Source organism: Micromonospora chersina, from assembly GCF_900091475.1.
Lineage (GTDB): Bacteria > Actinomycetota > Actinomycetes > Mycobacteriales > Micromonosporaceae > Micromonospora > Micromonospora chersina.
The window spans coordinates 6,411,445-6,435,785 of sequence record NZ_FMIB01000002.1 but is presented as its reverse complement, the minus strand read 5'-3'; the positions used below and the strand labels follow the sequence as shown (position 1 = coordinate 6,435,785).

22 protein-coding genes are annotated in these 24,341 nt (G+C 73.9%); 9 read left to right on the top strand and 13 right to left on the bottom strand.

What is annotated here, in order from left to right; genetic code table 11:
• Window positions 1-112: 112 nt before the first annotated feature.
• The 3 genes from GA0070603_RS29965 to GA0070603_RS29955 all read left to right on the top strand — a co-directional run bounded on the left by GA0070603_RS29965 (window position 113) and on the right by GA0070603_RS29955 (window position 2,215).
• On the top strand, window positions 113-877 hold the full coding sequence (locus GA0070603_RS29965) for a TetR/AcrR family transcriptional regulator (RefSeq protein ID WP_091320941.1): 765 nt from the start codon (window positions 113-115) through the stop codon (window positions 875-877).
• A gap of 203 nt (window positions 878-1,080) precedes the next feature.
• On the top strand, window positions 1,081-1,710 hold the full coding sequence (locus tag GA0070603_RS29960) for a DUF6230 family protein (protein ID WP_091320939.1): 630 nt from the start codon (window positions 1,081-1,083) through the stop codon (window positions 1,708-1,710).
• 1 nt (window position 1,711) lies between these two features.
• The gene (locus GA0070603_RS29955; protein WP_244282650.1) at window positions 1,712-2,215 is read left to right on the top strand and encodes a DUF6114 domain-containing protein; all 504 of its coding nucleotides are present in this window, start codon (window positions 1,712-1,714) and stop codon (window positions 2,213-2,215) included.
• A 1-nt stretch (window position 2,216) separates the two neighbouring features.
• On the opposite strand, the gene murD is transcribed toward GA0070603_RS29955, so the two are convergent.
• Entirely contained in the window at window positions 2,217-3,563 is a 1,347-nt protein-coding gene (gene murD / locus GA0070603_RS29950) for a UDP-N-acetylmuramoyl-L-alanine--D-glutamate ligase (RefSeq protein ID WP_091320937.1), read from the bottom strand.
• A gap of 90 nt (window positions 3,564-3,653) precedes the next feature.
• On the opposite strand from murD, the gene GA0070603_RS29945 reads away from it, so the two are divergent.
• Window positions 3,654-5,003, top strand: a complete 1,350-nt coding sequence (locus tag GA0070603_RS29945) for a MurL-like N-terminal domain-containing (RefSeq protein WP_091320935.1) — start codon at window positions 3,654-3,656, stop codon at window positions 5,001-5,003.
• 32 nt (window positions 5,004-5,035) lie between these two features.
• Here the strand turns inward: GA0070603_RS29945 and GA0070603_RS29940 are convergent, their stop codons facing one another.
• The gene (locus tag GA0070603_RS29940) at window positions 5,036-6,955 is read right to left on the bottom strand and encodes a PucR family transcriptional regulator (protein WP_482805284.1); all 1,920 of its coding nucleotides are present in this window, start codon (window positions 6,953-6,955) and stop codon (window positions 5,036-5,038) included.
• 111 nt (window positions 6,956-7,066) lie between these two features.
• Here GA0070603_RS29940 and GA0070603_RS29935 point away from each other — a divergent pair, with 111 nt between their 5' ends.
• Window positions 7,067-8,341: a serine hydrolase domain-containing protein gene (locus tag GA0070603_RS29935; protein WP_091322445.1), complete on the top strand. Its 1,275-nt coding sequence runs from the start codon at window positions 7,067-7,069 to the stop codon at window positions 8,339-8,341.
• A gap of 36 nt (window positions 8,342-8,377) precedes the next feature.
• Here the strand turns inward: GA0070603_RS29935 and GA0070603_RS29930 are convergent, their stop codons facing one another.
• Window positions 8,378-9,187: a TrmH family RNA methyltransferase gene (locus GA0070603_RS29930; protein ID WP_091320933.1), complete on the bottom strand. Its 810-nt coding sequence runs from the start codon at window positions 9,185-9,187 to the stop codon at window positions 8,378-8,380.
• A gap of 112 nt (window positions 9,188-9,299) precedes the next feature.
• Here GA0070603_RS29930 and GA0070603_RS29925 point away from each other — a divergent pair, with 112 nt between their 5' ends.
• Complete coding sequence (locus GA0070603_RS29925) at window positions 9,300-11,138, top strand: thiamine pyrophosphate-requiring protein (protein WP_091320932.1); 1,839 nt, start codon at window positions 9,300-9,302, stop codon at window positions 11,136-11,138.
• Between the two features lie 5 nt (window positions 11,139-11,143).
• On the opposite strand, the gene GA0070603_RS29920 is transcribed toward GA0070603_RS29925, so the two are convergent.
• Window positions 11,144-11,701, bottom strand: coding sequence for a dihydrofolate reductase family protein (locus tag GA0070603_RS29920; protein ID WP_091320930.1), 558 nt, complete (start codon window positions 11,699-11,701; stop codon window positions 11,144-11,146).
• Window positions 11,702-11,832: 131 nt separating this feature from the next.
• Between GA0070603_RS29920 and GA0070603_RS29915 the strand changes: the two genes are divergently transcribed.
• Window positions 11,833-12,435: a dTMP kinase gene (locus GA0070603_RS29915; protein WP_091320928.1), complete on the top strand. Its 603-nt coding sequence runs from the start codon at window positions 11,833-11,835 to the stop codon at window positions 12,433-12,435.
• 8 nt (window positions 12,436-12,443) lie between these two features.
• Here the strand turns inward: GA0070603_RS29915 and GA0070603_RS29910 are convergent, their stop codons facing one another.
• From GA0070603_RS29910 to GA0070603_RS29895, 4 genes are all read right to left on the bottom strand, one after another.
• Complete coding sequence (locus GA0070603_RS29910) at window positions 12,444-14,651, bottom strand: transglycosylase domain-containing protein (RefSeq protein WP_091320926.1); 2,208 nt, start codon at window positions 14,649-14,651, stop codon at window positions 12,444-12,446.
• 109 nt (window positions 14,652-14,760) lie between these two features.
• A complete protein-coding gene (locus GA0070603_RS29905; protein WP_091320924.1) occupies window positions 14,761-15,558 on the bottom strand; it encodes a hypothetical protein in 798 nt (265 codons plus the stop codon).
• A gap of 129 nt (window positions 15,559-15,687) precedes the next feature.
• Window positions 15,688-16,794 carry an SPFH domain-containing protein gene (locus GA0070603_RS29900; RefSeq protein ID WP_091320922.1) on the bottom strand — a complete coding sequence of 369 codons (1,107 nt, stop codon included), beginning with the start codon at window positions 16,792-16,794 and terminating at the stop codon, window positions 15,688-15,690.
• 4 nt (window positions 16,795-16,798) lie between these two features.
• Window positions 16,799-17,272 carry an NfeD family protein gene (locus GA0070603_RS29895; RefSeq protein ID WP_091320920.1) on the bottom strand — a complete coding sequence of 158 codons (474 nt, stop codon included), beginning with the start codon at window positions 17,270-17,272 and terminating at the stop codon, window positions 16,799-16,801.
• Between the two features lie 90 nt (window positions 17,273-17,362).
• Here GA0070603_RS29895 and GA0070603_RS29890 point away from each other — a divergent pair, with 90 nt between their 5' ends.
• Complete coding sequence (locus GA0070603_RS29890; protein ID WP_091320918.1) at window positions 17,363-18,676, top strand: serine hydrolase domain-containing protein; 1,314 nt, start codon at window positions 17,363-17,365, stop codon at window positions 18,674-18,676.
• A gap of 15 nt (window positions 18,677-18,691) precedes the next feature.
• On the opposite strand, the gene GA0070603_RS29885 is transcribed toward GA0070603_RS29890, so the two are convergent.
• Window positions 18,692-19,504 carry a DUF3097 domain-containing protein gene (locus GA0070603_RS29885; RefSeq protein WP_091322444.1) on the bottom strand — a complete coding sequence of 271 codons (813 nt, stop codon included), beginning with the start codon at window positions 19,502-19,504 and terminating at the stop codon, window positions 18,692-18,694.
• Window positions 19,505-19,665: 161 nt separating this feature from the next.
• Between GA0070603_RS29885 and GA0070603_RS29880 the strand changes: the two genes are divergently transcribed.
• The gene (locus GA0070603_RS29880; protein ID WP_091320917.1) at window positions 19,666-20,460 is read left to right on the top strand and encodes an Rv1486c family protein; all 795 of its coding nucleotides are present in this window, start codon (window positions 19,666-19,668) and stop codon (window positions 20,458-20,460) included.
• Window positions 20,461-20,470: 10 nt separating this feature from the next.
• Here the strand turns inward: GA0070603_RS29880 and GA0070603_RS29875 are convergent, their stop codons facing one another.
• The 4 genes from GA0070603_RS29875 to fabG all read right to left on the bottom strand — a co-directional run bounded on the left by GA0070603_RS29875 (window position 20,471) and on the right by fabG (window position 23,885).
• Window positions 20,471-21,250, bottom strand: a complete 780-nt coding sequence (locus GA0070603_RS29875) for an HAD-IIA family hydrolase (RefSeq protein WP_091320915.1) — start codon at window positions 21,248-21,250, stop codon at window positions 20,471-20,473.
• Window positions 21,251-21,286: 36 nt separating this feature from the next.
• Window positions 21,287-22,318 carry a ferrochelatase gene (locus tag GA0070603_RS29870; protein ID WP_091320913.1) on the bottom strand — a complete coding sequence of 344 codons (1,032 nt, stop codon included), beginning with the start codon at window positions 22,316-22,318 and terminating at the stop codon, window positions 21,287-21,289.
• A 71-nt stretch (window positions 22,319-22,389) separates the two neighbouring features.
• Complete coding sequence (fabI, locus tag GA0070603_RS29865) at window positions 22,390-23,157, bottom strand: enoyl-ACP reductase FabI (RefSeq protein WP_091320911.1); 768 nt, start codon at window positions 23,155-23,157, stop codon at window positions 22,390-22,392.
• A gap of 23 nt (window positions 23,158-23,180) precedes the next feature.
• Window positions 23,181-23,885: a beta-ketoacyl-ACP reductase gene (gene fabG / locus GA0070603_RS29860; protein WP_091320908.1), complete on the bottom strand. Its 705-nt coding sequence runs from the start codon at window positions 23,883-23,885 to the stop codon at window positions 23,181-23,183.
• Window positions 23,886-24,341: the final 456 nt, after the last annotated feature.

Below are 24,341 nucleotides of genomic sequence, written 5' to 3'. Positions count from 1 at the left end.
GGGGTGACCATCCGGGGGAGATCACCAACGGTGACGGTGCGCCAACTCAGCGTGCAGACAGTTGTAAACCCCGGAGGGTCGTAAAGTCAATGCATCAAGGGAGGTCGATAAGTTGACCACACCGCGCCGCCCGCAACCGGCGCCGGTCCCGCTGCCCGGCGCGCGCCCCGGCCGCGACCCGGACCGCGCCATCAAGCGCGGCCCGCGCCGGGTCTCCGCAGAGGTGGTGGCGGCGACGCAGCGCGACCGCCTCTTCGACGGCCTCGTGCAGGAGGTGGCCACGAAGGGCTACGACAACGCCCGCGTCAGCGACATCTGCCACGCCGCCGGGGTGACCCGGCCGGCCTTCTACGCCCTCTTCACCGGCAAGGAGGACGCGTTCCTCGCCGCGTACCGGCACGGCATCGCCGTGGTGTCGCAGCTCATGGAGAGCGCCTACCGGGACGCGGGGCCGGCCTGGCCGGACGCCGCCCGCGCCGCGCTGCGCACCCTGCTGGAGGTGCTCGCCAGCGTGCCGGCGTTCGCCCGGATGGCGCTGGTCGAGGTGGACGCCGCCGGCCCGGACGCGCGCCGGGAACGGGACGCGCTGCTGGGCAGCTTCCGCAGGTTCTTCGCCGACGCCGGCCCAGGTCCGGTCGCCGACGGCGTGGACCGGGAGACGCTGGTGTCCACGGTGGTCGGCGGCCTCCACGCGACCATCCGCGGCCGGGTCGCGCAGGGCCGGGCGGAGGACCTGCCGCTGCTGCTGCCGGTGCTCACGTACGCGGCCACGGCCCCGTTCCTCGGCACCGACGGCGCCACCCGGGCGACCCGGCCGGTACGCCCCGACGACGGCCCCAGCACGGCCGCGCCCTGCGCATCGAATACCCACACCTGAACTGCGGCGCGGTCGAAAACCGCAGCGGTTTTTCACTTTGGCCGCATTTGGCAGATGCCGCCGAACTCGGTGCTACACGCTGTTGACCCGACCTTTACCCAGCGGTAACTTCGGCCTGCGCCCACGGCGCGGCACATCTCGCGAAGCCAATTCAGATCCATTCCGCATCGTCGTCGATGAATTGATCTCGAAAAGGAGCCGCCATGTCGGAGCACATCGCACCGCACGAGCCCGAGCCGCCGCGCAGCGGCGTGCGCTGGCGCCGGTTCGCCGTCACGCTGGGCACCGTCGCGGTCGGCGCGGCCGGCATGGTGGTGCTGACCGCCCAGGGCGTGCTCGGCGCCCAGTTCGCCATCTCGGGCATGCCGTTCACCGTCACGGCCGACAAGCTCACCGGCACCGGGTTCGAGCAGTTCGCCACGCTCGACCAGATGATTCCGGACAGCCCCAACCAGGGCGACACCGGCGGGCAGGTCGTGGTGATCGTCTCGGCGATCGACAAGGCCGAACTGACGAACCTGTGCCAGAGCATCAGCCTGGGCGGGATCAACCTGCGGATCACCGCCGGCGGCGAGGGCAAGCCGGTCACCGCCCGGACCCTGGTCGTCGACGGCGACGAGGTCGCCGGCAACGCCTCGTTCAAGAACATCAACGTCGGTCAGGACGCCAGCACCGTCGACCAGGTGCCCGGGGTCCGCGGCAACCCGGGCGTCTTCGCCCAGCAGGCCGACACGGTGACCATCACCAACCTGCGGCAGAACAACTACGCCACGACGGCCGCCGTCTTCACCCTGCCCAACCTGCACATGGCGTTCAGCTCCGACGGGTGCTGAGATGACCGCCCCGAAACACGAGGCGGCGCCGGCCGCCCGCCGGTCCGGCGGGCGCTGGCGCCGGTGGCGGCGGGGCCGCCCGTTCACCGCCGGTGTGCTGGTGGCACTCGGCGGCGCGGAGATGCTGGTGACCCTGCGTGCCCCGCTCGGGGTGCTGCTGCACATCGGGCCGCAGGGGCTGGCCGCCTACCTGGTGCCGATCATCCTGGTGATCTGCGGGGCGCTGCTGATCGCCACGCCGCAGCAGCGGGTCTTCTACGCGCTGGTCTCCCTGGTGCTCGGGCTGGTCTCCTGGCTGACGTCGAACCTGGGCGGCTTCCTGGTGGGGATGCTCCTGGCCCTGGTCGGCGGCGCGCTCGCCTTCGCCTGGACCCCGGACCGGCGGCGCCGGCCGGCCACCGAGGCTGCCGGACCGCCGGCGCCCCGCGAGCCGGCGGACGACGCCGACACCGCGCCGCTGCCCGGCGTCGAGACGCCGGACCCGGCCGCGGCCGAGCGGGGCTGAGTCAGCGGGCGGTGTCGGCGACCGCCTGCGCGAAGACCTCGGAGCGGTGCTCGAAGTTGCGGAACCGGCCGTAGCTGGGCGCGGCCGGGGAGAGCAGCACCACGCCGCCGGCCGGGGTGAGCTTGCGGGCCAGCCCCACGGCGGCCACCAGGTCCTCGGCGAGTTCGGTGCGCACCGCCGCCAGCCCGGCGAGGGCCTCCACGATCCGGGGGCCGCTGTCCGGGATGCCGATGACGGTGATCTCCCGCTCGGCCAGGTGGTCGCGGAGCGGGGTGTAGTCCAGCCCCCGATCGGTCCCGCCGACGATCACGGTCAACGGCCGCCCCTCGTACGCGTCGATCGCGTGCATGGCCGCGTACGGGCTGGTGGCCAGCGTGTCATCGACGAAGGTGAGCCCGGACGGGTCGGCGATCTCGGTGAGCCGGTGGGCGAGGCCCTGGAACCCGGCCACCGCGATGGCGAGGCTGTCCTTGCGCGCCACCACGTCGACGCCGAGCGCGTCGAGCACGGCGAGGGCGACGCAGAGGTTGCCCTCGTTGTGCCGCCCGACCAGGGGCAGCACGGCGCGCGGGAACAGCGGCGTGTCCCGCAGGTGGAACCAGCGGGCGCCGTCCGGGCCGGTGGCCACGTGGGTGGTGTCCGTCGACCCGGCCCGGACCGCCGCCCGGTCCCCCAGTTCGAACGCCAGCCGCGGGTCGGCGCCGTTGACCACCACGGTGTGCGGACCGTGCGCTAGCAGGTTGAGCTTGTCCCGGTAGTACTCCCGCTCGCCGCCGTGCGCGTCCAGGTGCTCGGGAAACAGCGCCGTCACCACGGCCACCCGCGGCGAGTCGGTCAGGTCGGCGCACTGGTAGCTGGACAGCTCCAGCACGTACAGCTCCGCCTCGGGCAGGTCGAGCAGCGGCACCCCGATGTTGCCGCCGAAGACGTTCGGCCGGTCCATGGCGGTGAGCAGGTGGCTGATCAGGCTGGAGGTGGTGCTCTTGCCCTTGCTGCCGGTCACCCCGACGGTCCGGTCCGCGTGGTCGGCCATCCAGAGCGCGCTGCCCTGGGTGACCGGGACGGCCCGGCGGCGCAGCTCCACCATCCAGGGGTGGGTGTTCGGCACCCCGGGCGAGCGGACCACCACGTCGGCGGCGGCCAGCCGGGCGAAGCCGTCCTCCCCGGTGACCAGCGGCGCCGCCGCGGCGAGCGGGCCCTCCCAGGGCAGGGTGAGGAAGTTCGCGCTGTCGTCGACGGCCACCAGGTCGGCCGGGCCGTGCGCGGCGATCGCGGTCACCGCGGCCCGGCCCTCCCGGCCGGCGCCCCAGACGGCGACATGACGTCCGCGCAGATCAGACAGGCGCACGGGCTCTCCTCGGGGGTCGGGTCGGCGGGTCGGCGGGTGCGGTCCGGCACAGCCGGACACGGCCGGACGAACCAGGGCCTAGTATGGCGTGTGCCCAACGAGCAGCTGCGGCGGATGGACGCCTTCACCTTCCCGTCCTACTCGATCGACTTCGCCACCGGCGAGGTGTTGTTCGACTACGCCCTGACCGGCCCCGACGGCGAGCAGCGGTTCACCGAGGTGGTCACCCTTCCCCTGCCGGCGGAGCCGGTGTCCGACGACACCGCGGCCACCCTGGCGCGGGTCCTCGAACTGCTGCACGTGGTCGCCGGGGTCAGCTACTACAAGGCCGCCGCGCCGCCCCGGCTGGTGCTGCCGGCGCCGCTGGGCGCCGCCGCCGCCGACCTCGTGACCGCCGTCTACACCAAGGGCCTCGCCGAGTACGCGTACCGCAACCAGTTGCCGCACGTGCTGGAGCTGCGCCCGGAGGTGCCGGCCGGCTCGGTGGAGCCGGCCGCGCCGCTGGACAACTCCGACCGGCGCCCGCTGTCGGCCGTCGGCGGCGGCAAGGACTCCATCGTCACGCTGGAGGCGCTGCGCCGGGCCGGCTTCGACCCGGTGCCCTTCTCGGTCAACCCGAACCACGTCATCGTCTCGGTCAACGAGGCGTCCGACCTGGTGCCGCTCGCCGCCCGGCGGCGGATCGACCCGGTGCTGTTCGACCTCAACGCGGCCGGCGCGCGGAACGGGCACATCCCGGTCACCGCGATCAACTCGCTGATCGCGGTCGCCACGGCCGTGCTGCACGGGCTCGGTCCGGTGGTGATGTCCAACGAGCGCTCGGCGTCCGACCCGAACCTGGTCTGGCAGGGCCACGAGATCAACCACCAGTGGTCCAAGGGCGTCGAGGCGGAGGGGCTGCTGCGGGCGGCACTGGCCGAGCACGCCGGCCTCACCGAGCCGTACTTCTCGCTGCTGCGGTCGCTGTCCGAGCTGCACATCGCCCGGCTCTTCGCCGACACCGACCGCTACGACGCCGTGGTGACCAGCTGCAACGCCGCGTTCAAGCTGCGCGACGCGAGCGAGCGCTGGTGCCGCGACTGCCCGAAGTGCCGGTTCGTCTTCCTGGCCATGGCCCCGTTCATGCCCCGGGAGCGGCTCACCGCGATCTTCGGCGGCGACCTGCTGGCCGACGAGTCCCAGATCCCCGGCTACCGGGAGCTGCTCGGGGTGGACGGCCACAAGCCGTTCGAGTGCGTCGGCGAGGTGGAGGAGTCGGTGGTCGCGCTGAGCCTGCTCGCCGAGCAGGAGCAGTGGCGGGACGCCCCGGTGATCCGCGCCCTGGTCGAAGCGGTCCCGGCGACGGCCTGGTCGGCCGCCGCCACCTCCGACGTCTTCACCCCCGGCGGCCCGACGTACGTCCCCACCCAGTACGCGAAGGCCCTGACAGCCCTGACCTGATCCACCAACCCTCAAGGGGGCGGGCAAGGGCGTCAGGGGGTGCGGACGGCGTCCAGGGCCAGTAGGGCCACGTGGAGGGACAGGCACTGCTCGACCGAGTCGAGGTCCACGTCGAGGATGCGGCCGATGCGCGCCAGGCGTTCGTAGAAGGCGGGTCGCGACAGGTGGGCGGCGGCGGCCGCCGCGGACTTGTTCCGGCCCTGTTCCAGGTACGCCCGGAGGGTGCCGAGCAACTGCTCCCGGGGATGCTGGGCGTCGTACGCCAGCAGCCCGCCCAGCTCCCGCTCGACGAAGGTCTGCAACCGCGGCTCGTCCCGCAGCAGGTGCAGCAGGCCCGCCAGCCCGACGTGCGGCAGCCGGAAGTACGGCAGGTCCCGGCGGTCCCGGCGGGCCGCCTCGGCGACCTGCCGCGCCTCGACGAGTGAGCGGCGCGCCTCCCGCAGGCTGCCCACCCCGGAACCGGCCGCCACGATCACGGCCGGCCCGGCCGGGCGGGGGCGGGACGCCGGATCCGCGGCCCGCAGCGCGCCGACCGCCACGGTACGGGCGGCCGGGTCGACGGGGCGGGCCGGGCGCGGCGCCGGTGGGCGGGCCGGGTCGGCGTCGAGGCGTACCCGGCGCAGCGCGGCGGCGAACGCGGCGAGCGCCTTCTCCTCGGCGGCCGGGTCGGGCAGCGCGAGCAGCGCACCCACCGCCTGGTCGTCGACGGCGCTGGTCAGGGCGGTCAGCTTCGCCTCCCGCAGCGCCTGGCCGACCGCCTCGGCGAGGTCGCGCAGCCGGGCCGGGCCGGCCTCGGGGCCGGCGTCGGGGCCCGGCCCGCCGCCCTCGGCCGGGTCGTCGGCCCGGTGCCGGACCACCACGCCGACCAGGTGCCGGCGGTCCAGGGTGACGCCGAGCGCCTTGGCGCGCAGTGCCACCTCGTCCACCGGGCGGGAGTGGTCGATGAGGGCGGTGAGCAGGGTCCGGTGGATCTGCCGTTCCAGTCCCTCGGCGTCGCGCCGGATGAGCCGGCCCAGGGCGAGGGTGGAGGCGGCCCGCTCGATCAGGATGGTCAGCCGGGTGGGCGGGGTCGCGGGGTCGGTCGGGGCGCCGGCGCCGGCCGCCCCGGCGTCGTACCCGTCGGACGGGTCGGCGGCGGCGATCGTGATCGCCGGGGCCGGGTCGTCGGACACCGGCCGGTCCTCCGGGGCGGCCGGTGTCCGGTCGGGACCGCCGGTGGTCAGCTCGCCGCCGGCCGGCCAGCGCAGCAGCAGCCGCCCCCAGTCCTGGCCGCGGGCCCCCACGGTGGTCACCAGCCACCCGCTGTCCGGGTCGTACGCGGTGCGCCCGGCGGGCCGGATCCGCCGGGAGTGCTGCTCCCAGCCGTCCAGCAGCAGCTCGGCGCTCTCCCCCGCCGGGTCGTACGCGAGCACCTGCCGGGACAGGTTCTCCAGCACCACCGGGCAGCCGGCCAGCTCGGCGGCCTGGCGGACCACCTCGGCCGGCTCGGCTCCCTCCACGGAGAGTTCGGTGAACCGCTGGTGGATCTCCTCGGTGGCGCGCAGCTCGGTGAGCTGGGCGTCCACGATCAGCGCGTGCACCGCCTCGGTGATCCGCACGAACGGGGTGGCCCGGCGCAGCTCGACAAGGGGCAGCCCGCGGCGCTCGGCGGCGGCCGCCATGACCCGGGGCACCCCGCTGACGTAGCGGCGGCCCAGCTCCACGACGAGCCCGGAGACCCCGACGTCGGCCAGGTCGCCGATGAACGCCCGCAGCCCGGCGTCGTCGGCGGGCAGCCCGATCCCGGTGGTGAGCACCAGCTCGCCGCCGCCGAGCAGGGTGGCGATGTCGGGCACCTCGGCCACGTGTACCCAGCGCACCGGCCGGTCCAGGCCCGCGTCCCCCGCGACCAGGCGCGGGGCGCCGTGGCGCACCGGCACCAGGGCGAGCACCTCACGGACGGTAGGGAACACGGGCGACACGCTACCCTGCGTCACCGCCGATTCCGAGCGCGCCGGGCGGTCCCCCGCTCCTCGATCACCTCCAGTAGCGTGCCGGTGATCGTGATCAATCGGAAGGGAGGCATGGACGGGACGACGGTCAGCCGACGGGCGTTCGCGAAGCTGGTCACCGCCGCGGGGGCGGGGGCGCTCGGCGCGGGCGCGGTGACGGCGCCGGCAGCGGCCGCCGTGGACACCTGGACGAGCACCGGCACCACGGTGAGCGCGCTCAGCGCGTTCGACGACACGATGAAGAGCTTCATGCAGGCCCGGAACATCGACGCCGGCCAGCTGGCGGTGACCTACCAGGGCCGGCTCGTCCTGGCCCGCGGCTACGGCAACAACTCACCGATGCTCATCAAGCCCACCTCGCTGTTCCGGGTGGCCAGCCTCTCCAAGTCGCTGACCGCGGCGGCGGTGGTGCGGCTCGCCCAGGACGGCAAGCTCAGCCTCGGTGACCCGATCACCAAGTTCCTCGACCTGACCCCGCCGGCCGGGCAGACCGCCGACCCCCGGCTCGCCAGTGTCACGCTGTGGCGGCTGCTCCAGCACACCGGCGGCTGGGACAAGGACCTCACCGCGTTCGACCCGGTCTTCAAGGACCGGATCATCGCCAACGCGCTCGGCGTGCCGATGGAGCTGACGCACGCGGACATCATCCGGTTCATGTCCGGCCAGCCGCTCATGCACGAGCCCGGCTCGACGGTCTCCTACAGCAACTACGGCTACCTGCTCGCCGGCCGGATCGTCGAGAAGGTCAGCGGCCTGCCCTACGAGACGTACGTGAAGCAGAAGCTGCTCGCCCCGCTCGGCATCACCCGGATGGGGCTGGGGTGGACGGTCAGCCGGCACGCCGGCGAGGTCGGCTACCGGTCGCAGTACACCGGCCCCACCGTGCTGGACGACTCCGGCACGATCGTGGACGCGCCGTACGGCACCTTCAGCATGCGCATCCACGACGCCAACGGCGGCTGGCTGGCCTCGGCAGTGGACCTGGTCCGCTGGGCGACCGCCTTCGACAGCGGCAGCCCGGTGCTGAACAGCACCTCGACCGGTCGCGTCTTCGCGGTGCCCAACCCGACCGGGGTCAACACCGACGGCTGGTACTACGGCCTCGGCTGGGCGGTCCGCCCGGTCACCGGCGGCACCGGCCGCAACACCTGGCACACCGGCAGCTTCGCCGGGACGTACAGCATCCTGGTGCGGACGTACCAGGGGATGAGCTGGGCGGCGGTGTTCAACCAGCGCGACGACGAGTCCGGGCTGAGCTACGCCCCGATCGACTCGGCGCTCTGGACCGCCTCGCGTGCGGTGAGCAGCTGGCCGACGCACAACCTCTGGTCGACGTACTTCGCCTGACCGCGCGGCGCCGGGGCGGCAGGGGCCGCCCCGGCGTCACAGCGGGTCGTCGCGGCCCAGCTCCCAGCACGCCACTGCGGTGGCGGCGGCCACGTTGAGCGAGTCCACCCCGCGCCGCATGGGGATCACCACCCGCACGTCGCTGGCGTCCATGGCGGCCCGGGTCAGGCCGGCGCCCTCGGCGCCCATGAGCAGGGCCGCGCGGGCGCGCTGCCCGGCGTCCAGCCGCTGGATCGGCACGGCGTCCGGCGCGGGCGTCATGGCCAGCACCGTGAAGCCCGCCGCCCGGACCTGGCCGAGCGCGTCGGGCCAGGGCTCCAGCTTCGCGTACGGGATGGCGAACACCTCGCCCATGCTGACCCGGACGCTGCGCCGGTAGAGCGGGTCGGCGCAGGTCGGCGAGAGCAGCACGGCGTCCACCCCGAGCGCCGCCACGGCCCGGAAGATCGCGCCCAGGTTGGTGTGGTTGTTGACGTCCTCCAGGATCACCACCCGCCGGGCGGTGGCCAGCACCTCGGCGGCGGACGGCAGCGGCTTGCGGCGGAACGAGGCGAGCACGCCCCGGTGCACGTGGAAGCCGGTGGCCCGCTGGAGCACGTCGGGGGTGGCCGCGTAGACCGGGGTGTCGCCGGTGTCGAGGTCGGCGAGCTGGTCCACCCGCTTGGCGTCGACCAGGTACGACCGGGCGGGGTAGCCGGCCCGCAGCGCCCGCCGCAGCACCAGCTCGCCCTCGGCGATGAACAGCCCGTGCGGGGGCTCCCAGCGGGTCCGCAGCTCCACGTCGGTCAGCGCGCGGTAGTCGGCGATCCGGTCGTCGTCGGGGTCGGTGATCTCGTGGACGGGCACCTGACGGATTCTGCCTGGTCGGTCCGGCCGGTCCGGCGCGGCCCGGGTTTCCGCCGCCCGGGGACGGGAACGGGAGCCCGGGAAAGCGGACAGCGACGAAGGGACCACCACGATGAGCGCGGACCCCAGCGGCGACGGCCGGCTGCCCCGGAACGCCACGGTCGCCGACTACATCGTGTCCCGGCTGGCCGAGTGGGGCGTGCACCGCTACTACGGCTATCCCGGCGACGGCATCAACGGGATGACCTCCGCGCTGCAACGGGCCGCCGACCGGACGCAGTTCATCCAGGTCCGGCACGAGGAGACGGCCGGCTTCGCGGCCAGCGCCCACGTCAAGTACGGCGGTGGTCCGCTGGGCTGCGTGCTGGTGACAAGCGGTCCCGGCGCGATCCACGTGCTCAACGGCCTCTACGACGCGAAGCTCGACCACCAGCCGGTGGTGGCGCTGCTCGGGCACACCGCGCTGCCCGCCGAGGGCGGTGGCTACTACCAGGAGGTGGACCTGCTCGCCCTGTACAAGGACGTGGCGTCGGCCTTCCTCGCCCAGCTCGACGACCCGTCCCAGGCGCGGCACCTGGTCGACCGGGCCTGCCGGACCGCGCTGGCCCGGCGTACGGTCACGGCCCTGGTGCTCCCCTCCGACGTGCAGGACGAGCCGGCGGTGCCGGAGCCGCCGCACGCCCACGGCTACTACCACACCAGCGCGGTGCCGAGCAGCATGCCGACCGTGCCACCGGAGGAGGAGGTACGCCGGGCGGCCGAGGTGCTGCGCGGCGGCGAGAAGGTCGCCATGCTCGTCGGCCAGGGTGCCCTGGGCGCGGAGGACGAGGTCCGCCGGGTCGCCGACCGGCTCGGCGCCGGGGTGGCCACCGCCCTGCTCGGCTTCGCCGCCGTCGACCACCGGCAGCCGTGGGTGACCGGCGCCATCGGCCTGCTGGGCAGCCGCCCGAGCTGGCAGCTCATGCAGGAGTGCGACCGGCTGCTGATCGTGGGCAGCAACATGCCGTACTCGGAGTTCTACCCGCCGCAGGGGCGGGCCCGAGCCGTGCAGATCGACCTGGACGGCAGCCGCATGGGGCTGCGCTACCCGACCGAGGTGAACCTGACCGGCGACGCCGCGCCGACCCTGCGGGCGCTGCTGCGGGAGTTGGGCACCGGACCGGTGCCCACCGCGTGGCGGGCCACCCTGGCCGACGCCACCGCCAAGTGGCGGCAGTCCCAGCGGGACGTGGCCGAGCAGCCGGCCGACCCGGTGAACCCGCAGCTGCTCTTCGCGACCCTCGACGACGCCCTGCCCGACGACGCGATGCTGGCCGTGGACTGCGGCACCGCGACCGCCTGGTACGCCCGCCACGTCCGGGTCCGCCCCGGCATGCTGGCCAGTCTCTCCGGCACCCTGCTCTCCATGGGCGGGGCCATGCCGTACGCGATCGCCGCGAAGTTCGCCCACCCGGACCGCCCGCTGGTCGCGCTCATCGGCGACGGCGCCATGCAGATGAACGGTGTCAACGAGCTGATCACCGTGGCGAAGTACTGGCGGGAGTGGACCGACCCGCGGTTCGTGGTGCTGGTGCTCAACAACCGCGACCTGTCCTTCGTGAGCTGGGAGCAGCGCTCCGGCGAGGGGACGCCCATGTTCCCGGCCAGCCAGGACCTGCCGGACGTGGCGTACCACAGGTGGGCCGAGGTGCTGGGGCTCGACGGCGTGCTCGTCGACTCCCCCGACCAGGTGCCCGACCTGTGGCAGCGGGCGCTCGGCGCCGACCGGCCGGTGGTGGTGAACGCGGTCGTCGACCCGGCGGAGCTGATGCTGCCGCCTCACTTCACCGCCGAGCAGGCCCGCAAGACGGCCGCCGCGGTGCTGCGCGGGGACAGCGACCGGACCGAGATCCTCCGGCGCGGGTTGCCGTCGGTCGTCGCCACGTACCGTCCCCGCCGCCGCGGGCGCTGAGGCGGTCAGGCCCGCTCGTAGCGCAGCAGCACCGAGCGGCCGTCGAAGCCGCGGGTCCCGGTCAGCCGCAGGTCGAGGCGGTCCTTGCCGGGGAAGACCGGGGTGCCGCCGCCCAGCACGATCGGGTGCACCGCCACGTGGTACTCGTCGATCAGCCCCAGCTCGGTGAGGGCCGCCGCGGCGCCGGAGCCGCCGGTGAGCAGCAGGTCCTTGCCCGGCTGCGCCTTCAGCTCCGCGACCTCGGCGGCGAGGTCGCGGCCGATCACCCGGGCGCCGTACTCGGCGCTCTCCAGCGTGCGGGAGATGACGATCTTCGGGGTGCGGGCCCAGATCGGCGCGAACCGCAGGTCGTGCGGGTCCGGGGAGATCTGCTCGGCGCGGGGCCAGTACCAGGACATCATCCCCCACACCTTGCGGCCGTAGAGGAAGGCGTCGGCCCGGTCGGTCAGCTCGAAGGAGTACGTGGACAGCTCCGGCGCCATGGCCGCCCAGTCGAACTCCCCGTTCGGCCCCTCGATGAAGCCGTCGACCGACTGGTGCACCCAGTAGACGAGCTTGCGCATGATGTCCTCCGCTTCCGGCGGCGCCCCCGGCGGGCGCGCTCACCGGTGGGTCGGAGCCGGCCGACCCGATCCGACAGCCGGCGTGACATTTTCTTCGGGAGATTTGCCCGGGGCGGCTAGCGTCCGGATCCGTGGCACGCTCCGTGATGATCGCCCTGGTCGGCGTCGACGGCTCCGGCAAGAGCACGCAGGCCCGGGCCCTCGCCCGCCGGCTGACGGCCCGGGGAATCCCGGCGACCTACTTCGAGAACGCCGGTGGGCGGCCGCTGTGGAACCGGTTGGCCCGGGCGCTCGGCCGGGCGGACGGGCCGGCGCTGTTCGGCCGTACCCTCTATCCGGCGCTGGAGGCGACGGTCCGTGCGCTGGCGATGGCCCGCGCCGTGCTGGTGGCGCGGTTGACCGGGCGCACGGCGGTGCTGGACCGGTGGACCTGGTGCCAGGACGTCATCATGGCCGCGCGCGGCGACCGGGGCCGGCGGGCGGTCCGGGCCGGGTACGCGATCTTCCCGCGCCCGGCGGTGGTCTGCTTCCTGGCCACCTCGCCGGAGGTCGCACAGCGGCGGGTCGCCGCGCGGGGCATCGACACCGAGGAGTTGGCGCACCTGCGCGCGCTGGACGCCGCCTACCGGGCGCTGCCCGAGTTCGGCTCGTTCGTGGTGCTCGACGGCGACGCCGACCCCGACGAGGTGGCCGCGGCGCTGGACCGCACGGTGTCACCGCTTGTCGGCCGCTGAGGGGTGGGTCAGCCGCGGCCGCGGCCCTGGAGCCAGCGGAGCAGGTCCGAGGGCAGGTTGTCGCGCTCCTGCTGGCGCCGCTCCTCGGGCTGCGGGGTGGGTCGGGGCTGGGGGCGCTGCGGGTCGCCGGCCAGCTCGCGGCTCGGCGCGGTGAAGTCCTTCACGGGCTTGCCGTCCACCGCCGTTTTGATCACCCGGGCGACCGCGTCGATCACCTTGGCCTGCACCGCCGAGCCGACCAGGTCGGTCGAGTCGTCCGGGTTGGCCGCGATGCCGGCCACGGCCACCTGCGGGGTGAACCCGACGAAGGTCTCGGTGGCGTTCTGCTCGGAGCTGCCGGTCTTGCCGGCCACCGGGCGGCCGACGATCCGGTTCACCGAGGTGGCCGTGCCGCCGTTGCACTGCCCGTACGCCGACTGCTGGCCGACCGGGCAGCGGGCCGCGTCGGTGGCCGCGCGGGCCACGTCGGCGTCCAGCACCTTCCGGCAGGAGGGCTGGCCGACGTCGACCTTCTCGCCGTTGGCCGCGGTCACCGAGACCACCGGCAGCGGCGTGCAGTACGTCCCCTCGGCGGCCACGGTGGCGTACGCGTTGGCCAGGTCGAGCGGGGTGGTGGCGGCCACGCCGAGGGTGAACGCGCCCCAGTTCTCCGCGTCGTCCTTGGCGAAGGCGGCGTCGGAGTCGGCCCGGAAGGTGATGCCGAGCCGCTGCGCCATCTCCACCACCTTGTCCTCGCCGACCTGCTCGGCCAGCCAGACGAAGTAGGTGTTCACGGAGCGGCCGAAGCCGTCCCACATCATCCGGTAGCCGTCCATCCACTCCGGGTTGGCGTTGGCGGGGCACCACTTGCCGTCGCAGTTGCCCTCGGCGTCGGAGCCGTAGCGGGTGGGCAGCTTGGCCGGTGCGTCGAAGCCGGTGGACAGCGTCTTGCCGGCCTCCAGCGCGGCGAGCATGGTGAACATCTTGAACGTCGAGCCGGCCTGGTAGCCGTCGACGCTGGCGCCGCCGGAGATCAGCGGGTTGACGGTGTTCGGGTGGTTGGCCTGCCCGGCCGGGTTGTCGGCGAGGCTGTAGTGCCGGTTGACCGCCATGGCGAGCACCCGGCCGGTGCCGGGCTCGACCGCGGCGATCGGCAGGGCGCGCTTGTTGCCGTACCCGTAGACGCTTGTGGCCTGCTTCTGGGCGGTCTGCTGGATCTTCGGGTCGAGCGTGGTGACGACGCTGTAGCCGCCCCGCCGCAGCGCCTGCTCGCGTTCCTTGACCGTGTTGCCGAAGGCCGGCTGGGCGAGCCACCACTGGCGCAGGTAGTCGCAGAAGAAGCCCCAGTCGTCGTGCCCCTGGGCGACCGAGGTGCAGCCGTTGGGCTGGGCGGTCGGGTGCAGGGTGAGCGGCTCCGCCTTGGCCGCGGCCGCCTGCTGCGTGGTGATCGCGCCGGTCTCGGCCATCGAGTCGAGCACGTACCCCCGGCGGGCGAGCGCCTGGTCCTTGTCGCCGTCGATCGGGCTGTACTCGTCCGGCGACTGGACCAGGCCGGCGAGCAGCGCCGCCTCGCCCAGGGTCAGGTCAGCCGGGGCCTTGCCGAAGTAGCGCTGGCTGGCCGCGGCGACGCCGTACGCCCCGGAGCCGAAGTACGCGATGTTGAGGTAGCGGTTGAGGATCTCGTCCTTGCTGAGCGTCTTCTCCAGCGCGTTCGCGTACCGGATCTCCTGGAGCTTGCGCCCGACGGTCTGCTCGGTGGCGGCCTGCCGCTCCTCGGCGGTGCGGGTGGGGTCGGTCTTGAGCACGTTGCGGACGTACTGCATGGTCAGCGTCGAGCCGCCCTGCTCGGTGCCGCCGCCCTTGACGTTGGCGACCAGGGCGCGGGCGATGCCGCGCAGGTCGGCGCCACCGTGCGAGTAGAAGCGGCGGTCCTCGGCGGCGATGATCGCCTGCCGCATCACCGGGGCGATCTCGGCGAGCGGCACGTCGGACCGGTTGACGTCGTAGAACGTGGTGATGAGGGTCTTGCCGTCGTTGGCGTAGAGGTAGGAGCGCTGCGGCTGCGCGGGGGTGCGCAGCGCGTCGGGCAGCTCCGCGTACGCGCCCAGGCTGGCCTTCGCGGCGAGCCCGCCGAGCAGGCCGCCGGGGAGCGCGGCGACCGCGAGGACGAGCCCGGCGAGGACGCCGGCGAGCAGCACGGTGAGGAGCCGCGACAGCGGCGACCGGGGAGACGGCATGGATTCCAGGATTACCGCGAATACCGCGATTCGACCACCCCGCCAGGCAACTGTCAGTCACCTCACGGCAACCTCTCAGTTCTGGCGGGGCAGAACCGGATGGAACCGGTCAGCCAGTGGGGCGGGGGCCTGTGGTGGGTGGGGCGGGGGTGGCCGTCATGCTCGCGGCCAGGGCGTCCTGGGCGATCACCGCGGGGACGAGGCGCCCGGAGCGGTAGCCGATGCCGATGCCGGAAATCAGCACGAAGATCGCGCCGAAGGTCTGGAGCGAGCCGATGAGCGCGCCGCCCAGGCCCAGCAGCGGGGCGGCGATCATCAGCATGATCCCGTCCCCGTAGGAGAACATGCCGGACCGGGCGACCGACCAGCCGGTGAGGAACCACCCGAGGCTGTAGAAGGTGGCGCCGACCAGGACGACGGTGCGCGCCGTGGTGCCGAAGACCGGCGCCTGCTCCTCCAGCCCCGCGAACGGCAGCATGAGCACCATCCCGCCGATGCTGGCCAGCAGGCCGACGAGGGCGATCCGCCGGCACCGGGTGGCGGCGAGCAGGCCGGTGAGCGCCAGCAGGGCGAGCAGCCCGAGCCAGACCGCGGCCACCCAGCCGATCAGGTAGACCGGCTGACCGTCGGCCGGGTAGGGGTCGTTGCCCACCCCGCCGTCGCTGGCCATGGCCACCAGGCCGTAGAGGACCGCGTACGCGGGCAGCAGCCAGACGGCCGCCCGGGCGAACCGGCGGACCGACCAGGCCCAGCTCGCGTCGGTGGCGGGGGCGGCCGGCCCGGGCTCGGACACGAACGGCAGCACCCCGAACCCGCCCCCGGTACGCCGGGTGCCGAGCGGCCCCGCCGGGTCGTGCGCGCCGGGGACCGGGGTCCTGGAGAACAGCCGGTTGGCCGGATCCTTCATGCGTCACCTCGCTCCGCGTGCGGGACGCGCGACGGCGCCCCGGTCCTGCTCACCACCGTCCTCAGACCGATCGTGGCAGGCGCCGGGGCGCCGTATGAGTGATTCTCGGATTTGCCGGCGGCGTGCCCGTCAGCCCCGTTCGCGCTGGTCCGACGGGTCGTTGAGCAGGCTCTGCGGGGAGACCGGCTCGGGCGCCGGCAGCCCCTGCGGGGCGTTGCCGCCGGTGGCCTGCGCCTCAGCCACGCGTACCTCGTCGTGGATCTCCTGGGCCGCGGTGGCGGCGGCCTGCGCGGCCTCGGCGGCCTCCCGCTCGACCTCGCCGGCGCTCTGGGTGGCCTCCGGCGACGGCACGTCGCCGACCATGTTGGCCAGGCCACCGAGCGCGCCGCCCATGCCCTCCAGGGCCTTGGTCAGCTCGGTCGGGACGATCCAGACCTTGTTGGCGGTGCCGTTGGCGATCTGCGGCAGGGCCTGCAGGTACTGGTAGGCGAGCACCTTCTGGCTCGGGTTGGCCTGGTGGATCGCGTCGAAGACGGTGCGGATCGCCTTGGCCTGGCCCTCGGCCTGAAGGATCCGGGCCTGCCGGTCACCGTCGGCGCGCAGCACGGCGGCCTGCTTCTCGCCCTCGGCCGTGAGGATCTGCGACTGCTTGTGGCCCTCGGCGTTGAGGATGGCGGCCCGCCGGTCCCGCTCGGCGCGCATCTGCTTCTCCATCGAGTCGCGGATGCTCGGCGGCGGCTCGATCGCCTTGATCTCGACCCGGGTCACCTTGATGCCCCACCGGCCGGTGGTCTCGTCCAGCACCCCGGAGAGGTGCCGGTTGATCTCCTCGCGGCTGGTGAGCGCCCGCTCCAGGTCCAGCGAGCCGATCACGTTGCGCAGCGTGGTGACGGTGAGCTGCTCGATGGCCTGCAGGAAGTTGGAGATCTCGTAGGTGGCGCGGACCGAGTCGACGACCTTGAAGTAGAGCACCGTGTCGATCGAGACGACGAGGTTGTCCGAGGTGATCACCGGCTGCGGCGGGAAGCTGACCACCTGCTCCCGCATGTCGACCTTGGTGCGCACCGCGTCGATGTACGGCACCAGCAGGTTCAGCCCCGGGTTCAGGGTCCGCTTGTACTTGCCCAGCCGCTCCACCACGTCCTGGCGCTGCTGCGGCACGATCCGCACCGCCTTCACCAGCGTCACCACGACGATCACGGCGACGGCGATCAACAGGATCGCTGCAAACTCCATCTCTTCACCTTTTCCCTTCGGGCAGCCCGCCCGGGGTGGAAATCTCGTCCTGCCAGACCAGGGCGGTCGCGCCCCGGACCTTTATCACCTGCACCCGCTCGCCCACCGCGTAGCTGCGCGTCGCGTCGTACGACCGGGCCGTCCACAGCTCACCGTCGATCTTGACGAGGCCTCGCTCGGCGTCGACGGGCTCCAGCACCATGGCGCTGGACCCCTCGATCGCCTCGACCCCGAACGGCTGGTCGCCGCTCTCCAGCGCCGGCATGGCGTGCCGCTTGATCACCGGCCGGACCACTGCCACCGACAGCGCGGACACCACCGCGAAGACCAGTGCCTGGAGCGCGACCGGCGCGCCCAGCGCGGCGGCGCCGGCGGCCGCGAACGCCCCGGCGGCGAACATGATCAGGAAGAGCGTCGTCGTGAAGATCTCGGCGACCGCCAGCAGCACACCCAGCACGATCCAGAACACGGCGTCCACCCTTAGATCGTGACACGCCGACGCACGCCACAGGGACCCGCATGATCACCTAAGCTCGGCAGCGCGCCGACGACCGCCGAGGAGGACGCCATGGCCCTGTTGCCCGAGACCGCCCGACAGGTCGACCTGCTGGTCGCCCGGGCCCAGGCGGAGGGGCGCGGCCCCTCGCTCGCCCTCGGGGTGGTCCGCGACGGCGGCCTGGCGCACGTCGCCCTGGCCGGCGAGCAGCCCCGGCCCGACGCGGACCTCCAGTACCGCATCGGCTCGATCAGCAAGACCATGACGGCCGTGCTGGTCATGCAGCAGCGCGACGCCGGCCGGCTGGCCCTCGACGACCCGCTGGACAAGCACCTGCCCGGCACCCCGGTCGGCGCGCTCACCCTGCGCCAGCTCCTCGGGCACGCCAGCGGCCTGCAACGGGAGCCGGACGGGCAGTGGTGGGAACGGTCCGCGGGCGCCGACCTGGCGACCCTGCTCGCCGGGCTCACCCCCGCGAAGATCGCCCACCCGCCGCACCACGTCTACCACTACTCGAACCTGGCGTACGGGCTGCTCGGCGGGGTGCTGGAGCGGATCACCGGCACGCCCTGGGCCGACCTGCTCCGCGAGCGGCTCCTCGAACCGCTCGGCATGCGCCGCACCACCTACCACCCGACCGAGCCGTACGCCCCCGGCTACGTGGTGCACCCCTGGCACGACACCCTGCGGGAGGAGCCGCGCACCGACACCGGGGCGATGGCGCCGGCCGGGCAGCTCTGGTCGACCGTCGAGGACCTGGCCCGCTGGGCGGCCTTCCTGGCCGACCCGGCCCCGGACCTGCTCGCCCCGGCCACGCTCACCGAGATGTGCGCGCCCGTGGTGATCAGCGACCTGGACGCCTGGACGGGCGGGCACGGCCTCGGCGTGGAGCTCTACCGGGTCGGCGAGCGGGTGTACGTGGGCCACGGCGGCTCGATGCCCGGCTACGTCGCCGGCCTGGCCGTGCACCGGCCCACCCGCACCGCGGTGGTCGACTTCGCCAACTCGTACGGCCTGCGTGCCGGCCACCACGTCGTCGGCCTCGCCCGCGACATCCTCACCCTGGTGCTGGACGCCGAGCCGGCCGCGCCCGCCCCGTGGCGCCCCGCCGAGGCGCCGCCCGCCGACCTGGCCGAGCTGACCGGCCGCTGGTGGTGGATGGGCGGCGAGTACGAGTTCCGGGTCGACCCGGCCGGCGACCTGGTGGGCGGCCAGGTCGGTCGGCCGCTGCTCCGCTTCACCCCGGAGGCCCCGGACCGCTGGCGCGGCCGCTCCGGCTCCCAGGACGGCGAACTCCTCACGGTCATCCGCGACGAGGCGGGGCGAGCGGTGGCCCTCGACATCGCCACCTTCGTCTTCACGCGAACCCCCGACCAGGAACCCTGACCGGAGGGGCAACGGCTACTCGGGCGACGTCACGAAGTCGATCATCCGCTCCACGGCGTTGATCAACGGCGTCTCCACGTCCGCGAAGCTGTCCACCCGGGACAGGATGTGCCGCCACATGTCCGCCGGCTCCGCCACCCCGAGGGCCGCGCAGACCCCCTCCTTCCAGGGTCGTCCCGGCGGCACCACGGGCCACGCCGGGATGCCCAGCGCCCGCGGCTTCACGGCCTGCCACACGTCGACGTACGGGTGCCCGGTGATCAGCACGTGCGGCGAGGTGACCTGCGCGACGATCCGGCTCTCCTTGGAGCCGGGCACCAGGTGGTCGACAAGCACGCCGAGCCGGCGGCCGGGGCCCGGGGCGAAGGCGCGTACCTCGGCGGCGAGCGCGTCGATGCCGTCGAGCGGCTCCACCACCACGCCCTCGATCCGCAGGTCGTCGCCCCAGATCCGCTCGACCAGGGCCGCGTCGTGCACGCCCTCGACCCAGATCCGGCTGGCCTTGGCGACCTGGGCCCGCACGTTGTCGACGGCGATCGAGCCGGAGGCGGTGCGCCGGCGGGCGGCGGGCGCCGGGGCGCGGACCGGGCGGCGCAGGGTCACCGGCGAGCCGTCGAGGAGGAACGCGGCGGGCAGCAGCGGGAAGTTGCGCCGCCGGCCGTGCCGGTCCTCCAGCACCACGGCGCCGGACTCGAAGCCGACGACCGCGCCGCAGAACCCGGAGTCGGCGTCCTCGACCACCAGGTCGGGTTCGGCGTCGACCTCGGGGATCACCTTCCGCCGCCGCCAGTCACCCGCCAGCACGTCGCCGTCGTATCGCCCCGCCATGTCGATCACGCTAGCCACCGGCCCGGCGTGTCGCCCGGCGACGCGCCGACCAGGCGTTCCACCGGTGACACAGAAAGGGGCGAAGGGGGTAGTTGGGGGCAGGTCACGCCGCCGGAGCGGCAGCCGAGACAGCGACGGCGGCGAGCACGTACCCTTTCGGCATGTCCTCCCCCGCAACGGGCGCGGCCACGCTGGCTCCGCGCCGGTCGAGCCGGTTCGTCGCCTGGGTTCGCGCCTGGCGCGCCGGCCTGGTGCCCTTCGACGAGGTCGCCGACGAGATCGCCGGCGACGAGGAGCACCTGGTCGCCGACGCCCCCGGCACCTGGACCGACGTGTCCCTGCGGGAGGCGCTGCCCAGCCTGGCCAAGCTCTCCCCGGACGAGATCCGGCTGGTGCTGCCGGCCCCGGGCGACCCGCGCGGGCTGCCCGGCCCCGGCGCCTTCGCCGGTGCGGCGCTGCTGGCCGGGGAGGCCGTGGTGGCCAGCGGGCTCGGGTTCGTCCCGGAGGTGCGCACCCACACCTCGGGCTCGGGGATGACCTGGGAGACCGTGCTCTGGCGGGTGCACGCGCTGCCGGCCGACGCGCCGAAGGCGTCCCTGACCACGCCCGGCGCCGCCGAGGCGGAGGCCGAACTGGCCGCGGCGCTGGCCGAGACGACGGCCGCGCTGACCCGGCTCGACGTGGCCCAGTGGCGGCCCGAACTGGCCGGCGCGCTCGCCGCGCTGCGCCGCCCGGACGGCGGGACCGACCTGCCGCCCGGCTTCGACCCGCGGTCGCGCCGGCTGTTCGCCCGCGCGGCCGTGCTGGACCGGGTGCTCGCCCTCGCCGGAGAGAGCGCACCGGGCGGGGCGGTGAACACCTACGAGGCGCAGCAGCGGGACGCGGCGCTGCGGCCGTTGACCACCGCCTGCCGGCAGGCCCTGGTGGCCGCCTGCAACGCCCCGCTGCGCCCCTGAGCCCGGGGGCTCAGACCTCGTCGATGAGGTCGGCCACCGAGTCGACGATCCGCGACGGCCGGTAGGGGTAGCGCTCGGCCTCGGCTCGGCTGCTGATGCCGGTGAGCACCAGAATGGTCTCCAGCCCCGCCTCCAGGCCGCAGAGGATGTCGGTGTCCATCCGGTCGCCGATCATCGCGGTGGACTCGGAGTGCGCGTCGATGGTGTTCAACGCCGACCGCATCATCATCGGGTTCGGCTTGCCGACGAAGTACGGCTCCACCCCGGTCGCCTTCGAGATCATCGCGGCCACCGAGCCGGCGGCCGGCAGCGCGCCCTCGACCGACGGGCCGGTCGCGTCGGGGTTGGTGCAGATGAAGCGGGCCCCGTCGTTGATCAGCCGGATGGCCTTGGTGATCGCCTCGAAGCTGTAGGTGCGGGTCTCCCCCAGCACCACGTAGTCGGGGGCGAAGTCGCTGAGCACGTAGCCCACCGCGTGCAGCGCCGTGGTGAGCCCGGCCTCGCCGATCACGTACGCCGTGCCGCCCGGCCGCTGGTCGGCCAGGAACTGGGCGGTGGCCAGCGCCGACGACCAGATCGCCTCCTCCGGCACGTCCAGCCCCATCCGGGCCAGCCGGGCCTGGAGGTCGCGCGGCGTGTAGATCGAGTTGTTGGTGAGCACCAGGAACGGCTTGCCGGAGGCGCGCAGCCGCTTGACGAACTCGGGCGCGCCGGGCACCGGCTGGCCCTCGTGCACCAGCACGCCGTCCATGTCGGTGAGCCAGCTCTGCACCGGCTTGCGGTCATGCATGTGTCGTCCCCACGGGTTTGTCGGAGGTGGTCCGGCTCAGGGCCGGCGGGCCGGGGGCACGCAGCACAGCGCCGGGCAGGTGTCCCAGGTGGGCAGCTCGCCGAGGCGGCGGAAGTATCGCTCGCCGTCCGGAGCGTGCCGTTCCAGCACCAGCTCGCGGACCATCGCCACGAACCGGGGGTCGGTGCCGGGCGTGCCGGCGCGGACGAAGTCCAGGCCCAGTTGCTTGGCCGTGTCGAGGGCCTCGGTGTCCAGGTCCCAGACCACCTCGAGGTGGTCGGAGACGAACCCGATCGGGCTGACCACCACGCCGGTCACGCCCTGGCCGGCCAGCGTGGCCAGGTGGTCGTTGATGTCCGGCTCCAGCCACGGCACCTGCGGCGGACCGGAGCGGCTCTGCCAGACCAGGTCGTAGGGCAGATCCGGCGCGGCGGCGGCGTGCACCAGCCGGGCGGCCTCCTCGAGCTGGGCGGTGTAGCGGCCGCCGTGCGGGCCGGCGGTGGCGGCCGCCGACACCGGCACCGAGTGCGCCGTGAACACCAGCCGGGTGCTGTCCCGCCGGGCCGGGTCGAGCTGCGCCAGCGCGGCCCGGACCGCGTCGGCGTGCGGCTCGACGAAGCCCGGATGGTCCCAGAACTGCCGCAGTTTCTCGATCAGCGGGGCGTCCGGGCCGACGGCGGCCCGGGCCGAGGCGATGTCCTCCTGGTACTGCCGGCAGGACGAGTAGCCGCCGTAGGCGCTGGTGACGAACGCGAGGGCGCGCTGGATGCCGTCGTCGCGCATCTGCGCCACGGTGTCGGCGAGCATCGGGTCCCAGTTCCGGTTGCCCCAGTAGACCGGCAGGTCGACGCCGTGCGCGGCGAAGTCCGCCCGGATCGCCGCGAGCAGGTCACGGCACTGCTGGTTGATCGGGGACACCCCGCCGAAGTGCAGGTAGTGCTCGGCGACCTCGGCGAGCCGCTCCGGCGGCACGCCCCGCCCCCGGGTCACGTTCTGCAGGAAGGGCAGCACGTCCTCGGGCCGCTCGGGGCCGCCGAAGGAGACCAGCACCAACGCGTCGTACGCCATGGTTCCATTCTCCCCCGACGGCCGTGCCGGTCCGGCGACCACCCCGGGTCGAGCAGGTTTCGCGCCCGGTGTCAGGCGCCGATCGCGTGGTAGCCGCCGTCGACGTGGACGATCTCGCCGGTGGTGGCCGGGAACCAGTCGGAGAGCAGCGCCAGGCAGGCCCGGGCGGCCGGCTCCTGGTCGGTGAGGTTCCAGCCCAGCGGGGCGCGCTCGGTCCAGGCGTCCTCGAACTGGTCGAAGCCGGGGATGGACTTGGCGGCGATGGTGCGCAGCGGCCCGGCGGCGACCAGGTTGCTGCGGATGCCCTGCTTGCCCAGGTGCAGGGCCAGGTAGCGGGAGGCGGACTCCAGCCCGGCCTTGGCCACGCCCATCCAGTCGTAGACCGGCCACGCCTTGGTGGCGTCGAAGGTGAGGCCCACCACGGCGCCGCCCGCCGACATCAGCGGCAGCGCCGCCATGGCCAGGGACTTGTAGGAGTACGTGGAGACCTGGAGGGCGGTCGCCACGTCCTCCCAGGGCGCGTCGAGGAAGCCGCCGCCGAGGCAGCTCTGCGGGGCGAAGCCGATGGAGTGCACCACGCCGTCGAGGCCGTCGACGTGCTCGCGCACCCGGTCGGCCAGGCCGGCGAGGTGCTCGGTGCTGGTGACGTCCAGCTCGATCACCGGCGCCGGCTCGGGCAGCCGCTTGGCGATCCGCTCGACCAGGGAGAGCCGGCCGTAGCCGGTGAGCACGACCTGCGCGCCGTTCTCCTGGGCGAGCTTCGCCACCGAGAAGGCGATCGAGGCGTCGGTGATGACGCCGGTGACCAGCAGCCGCTTACCGGCCAGGAGTCCGGACATTGTGCTATCTCCTCCGTACTTTCTCAGTGACCCATGCCCAGGCCGCCGTCGACCGGGATGACGGCGCCGGAAACGTACGCGGCCCCGTCCGAGGCGAGCCAGGTGACCGCGGCGGCGACCTCGTCCGGGCTGGCCATCCGGCCGGCCGGGATCGACTTGCGGATCTCCGCCCGGCGCTCCTCCGACAGCACGGCGGTCATGTCGGTGTCGATGAAGCCGGGCGCCACCACGTTCGCGGTGATGTTGCGGCTGCCCAGCTCGCGGGTGATCGACCGGGCCACGCCGACCAGGCCGGCCTTGCTCGCCGCGTAGTTGACCTGTCCGGCGCCCCCGGCCAGGCCGACCACCGAGGAGATGAAGATCATGCGGCCCCACTTCGCGCGGAGCATCTTCGTCGAGGCCCGCTTGGCGACCCGGAACGCGCCGGTCAGGTTGGTGTCGAGCACCCGGGTGAACTGCTCCTCGGACATCCGCAGGAGCAGCGTGTCGTCGGTGATACCGGCGTTGGCGACCAGCACCTCGACCGGGCCCAGCTCGGCCTCGATCGCGGCGAACGCGGCGTCCACCGACTCGGCGTCGGTCACGTCACACTTCACGCCGAACAGCCCCGCCGGGGCCTCGCCGCTGCGGTGGGTCACCGCCACCCGGTCGCCCTGCTTGGCGAAGGCCTGCGCGATGGCCAGGCCGATTCCCCGGTTTCCGCCGGTCACCAGCACGGTACGGGCCACGGTTCCCCCTCTGCTCAGCTGATCTCCCAGTCGGTGGCGAGCCTAGGGGTTACCGGCAGGTAAGCGCTAACGCGGGCGGCCCGCCGGAAGCCCCGCCGACCCGGTCGGGCGGGGCGCGTGGACCGGTCGGCCGAGTGCGTGCCGCCGGCGCGCCGGGTGTACGATGATCGACGTTTGCGGGCAGTCGATTCGCCCGCCGTCGAGCCCCGCCGACCGCAGGAGGTGATCGCTGTGCGAGATAGCGATCCTCCCAGTCGTGGCCGGGCCGACCGTCAGCCCCGCTGAGCCACGACTCAGCCGGCGCGGCTGACCCCGCTCCCCGCCCTCCGCACCGCCCCGATCTCCTCGGCCCTCCGCCGGGGCGACCCTGGCGCGCGGCCCGGGCGAGCACCCCGGTCACGACTTCGTGTGCGCACGTCCTGATCCACCCCCGCGGTCCGCCCGCCCGGACCGTCC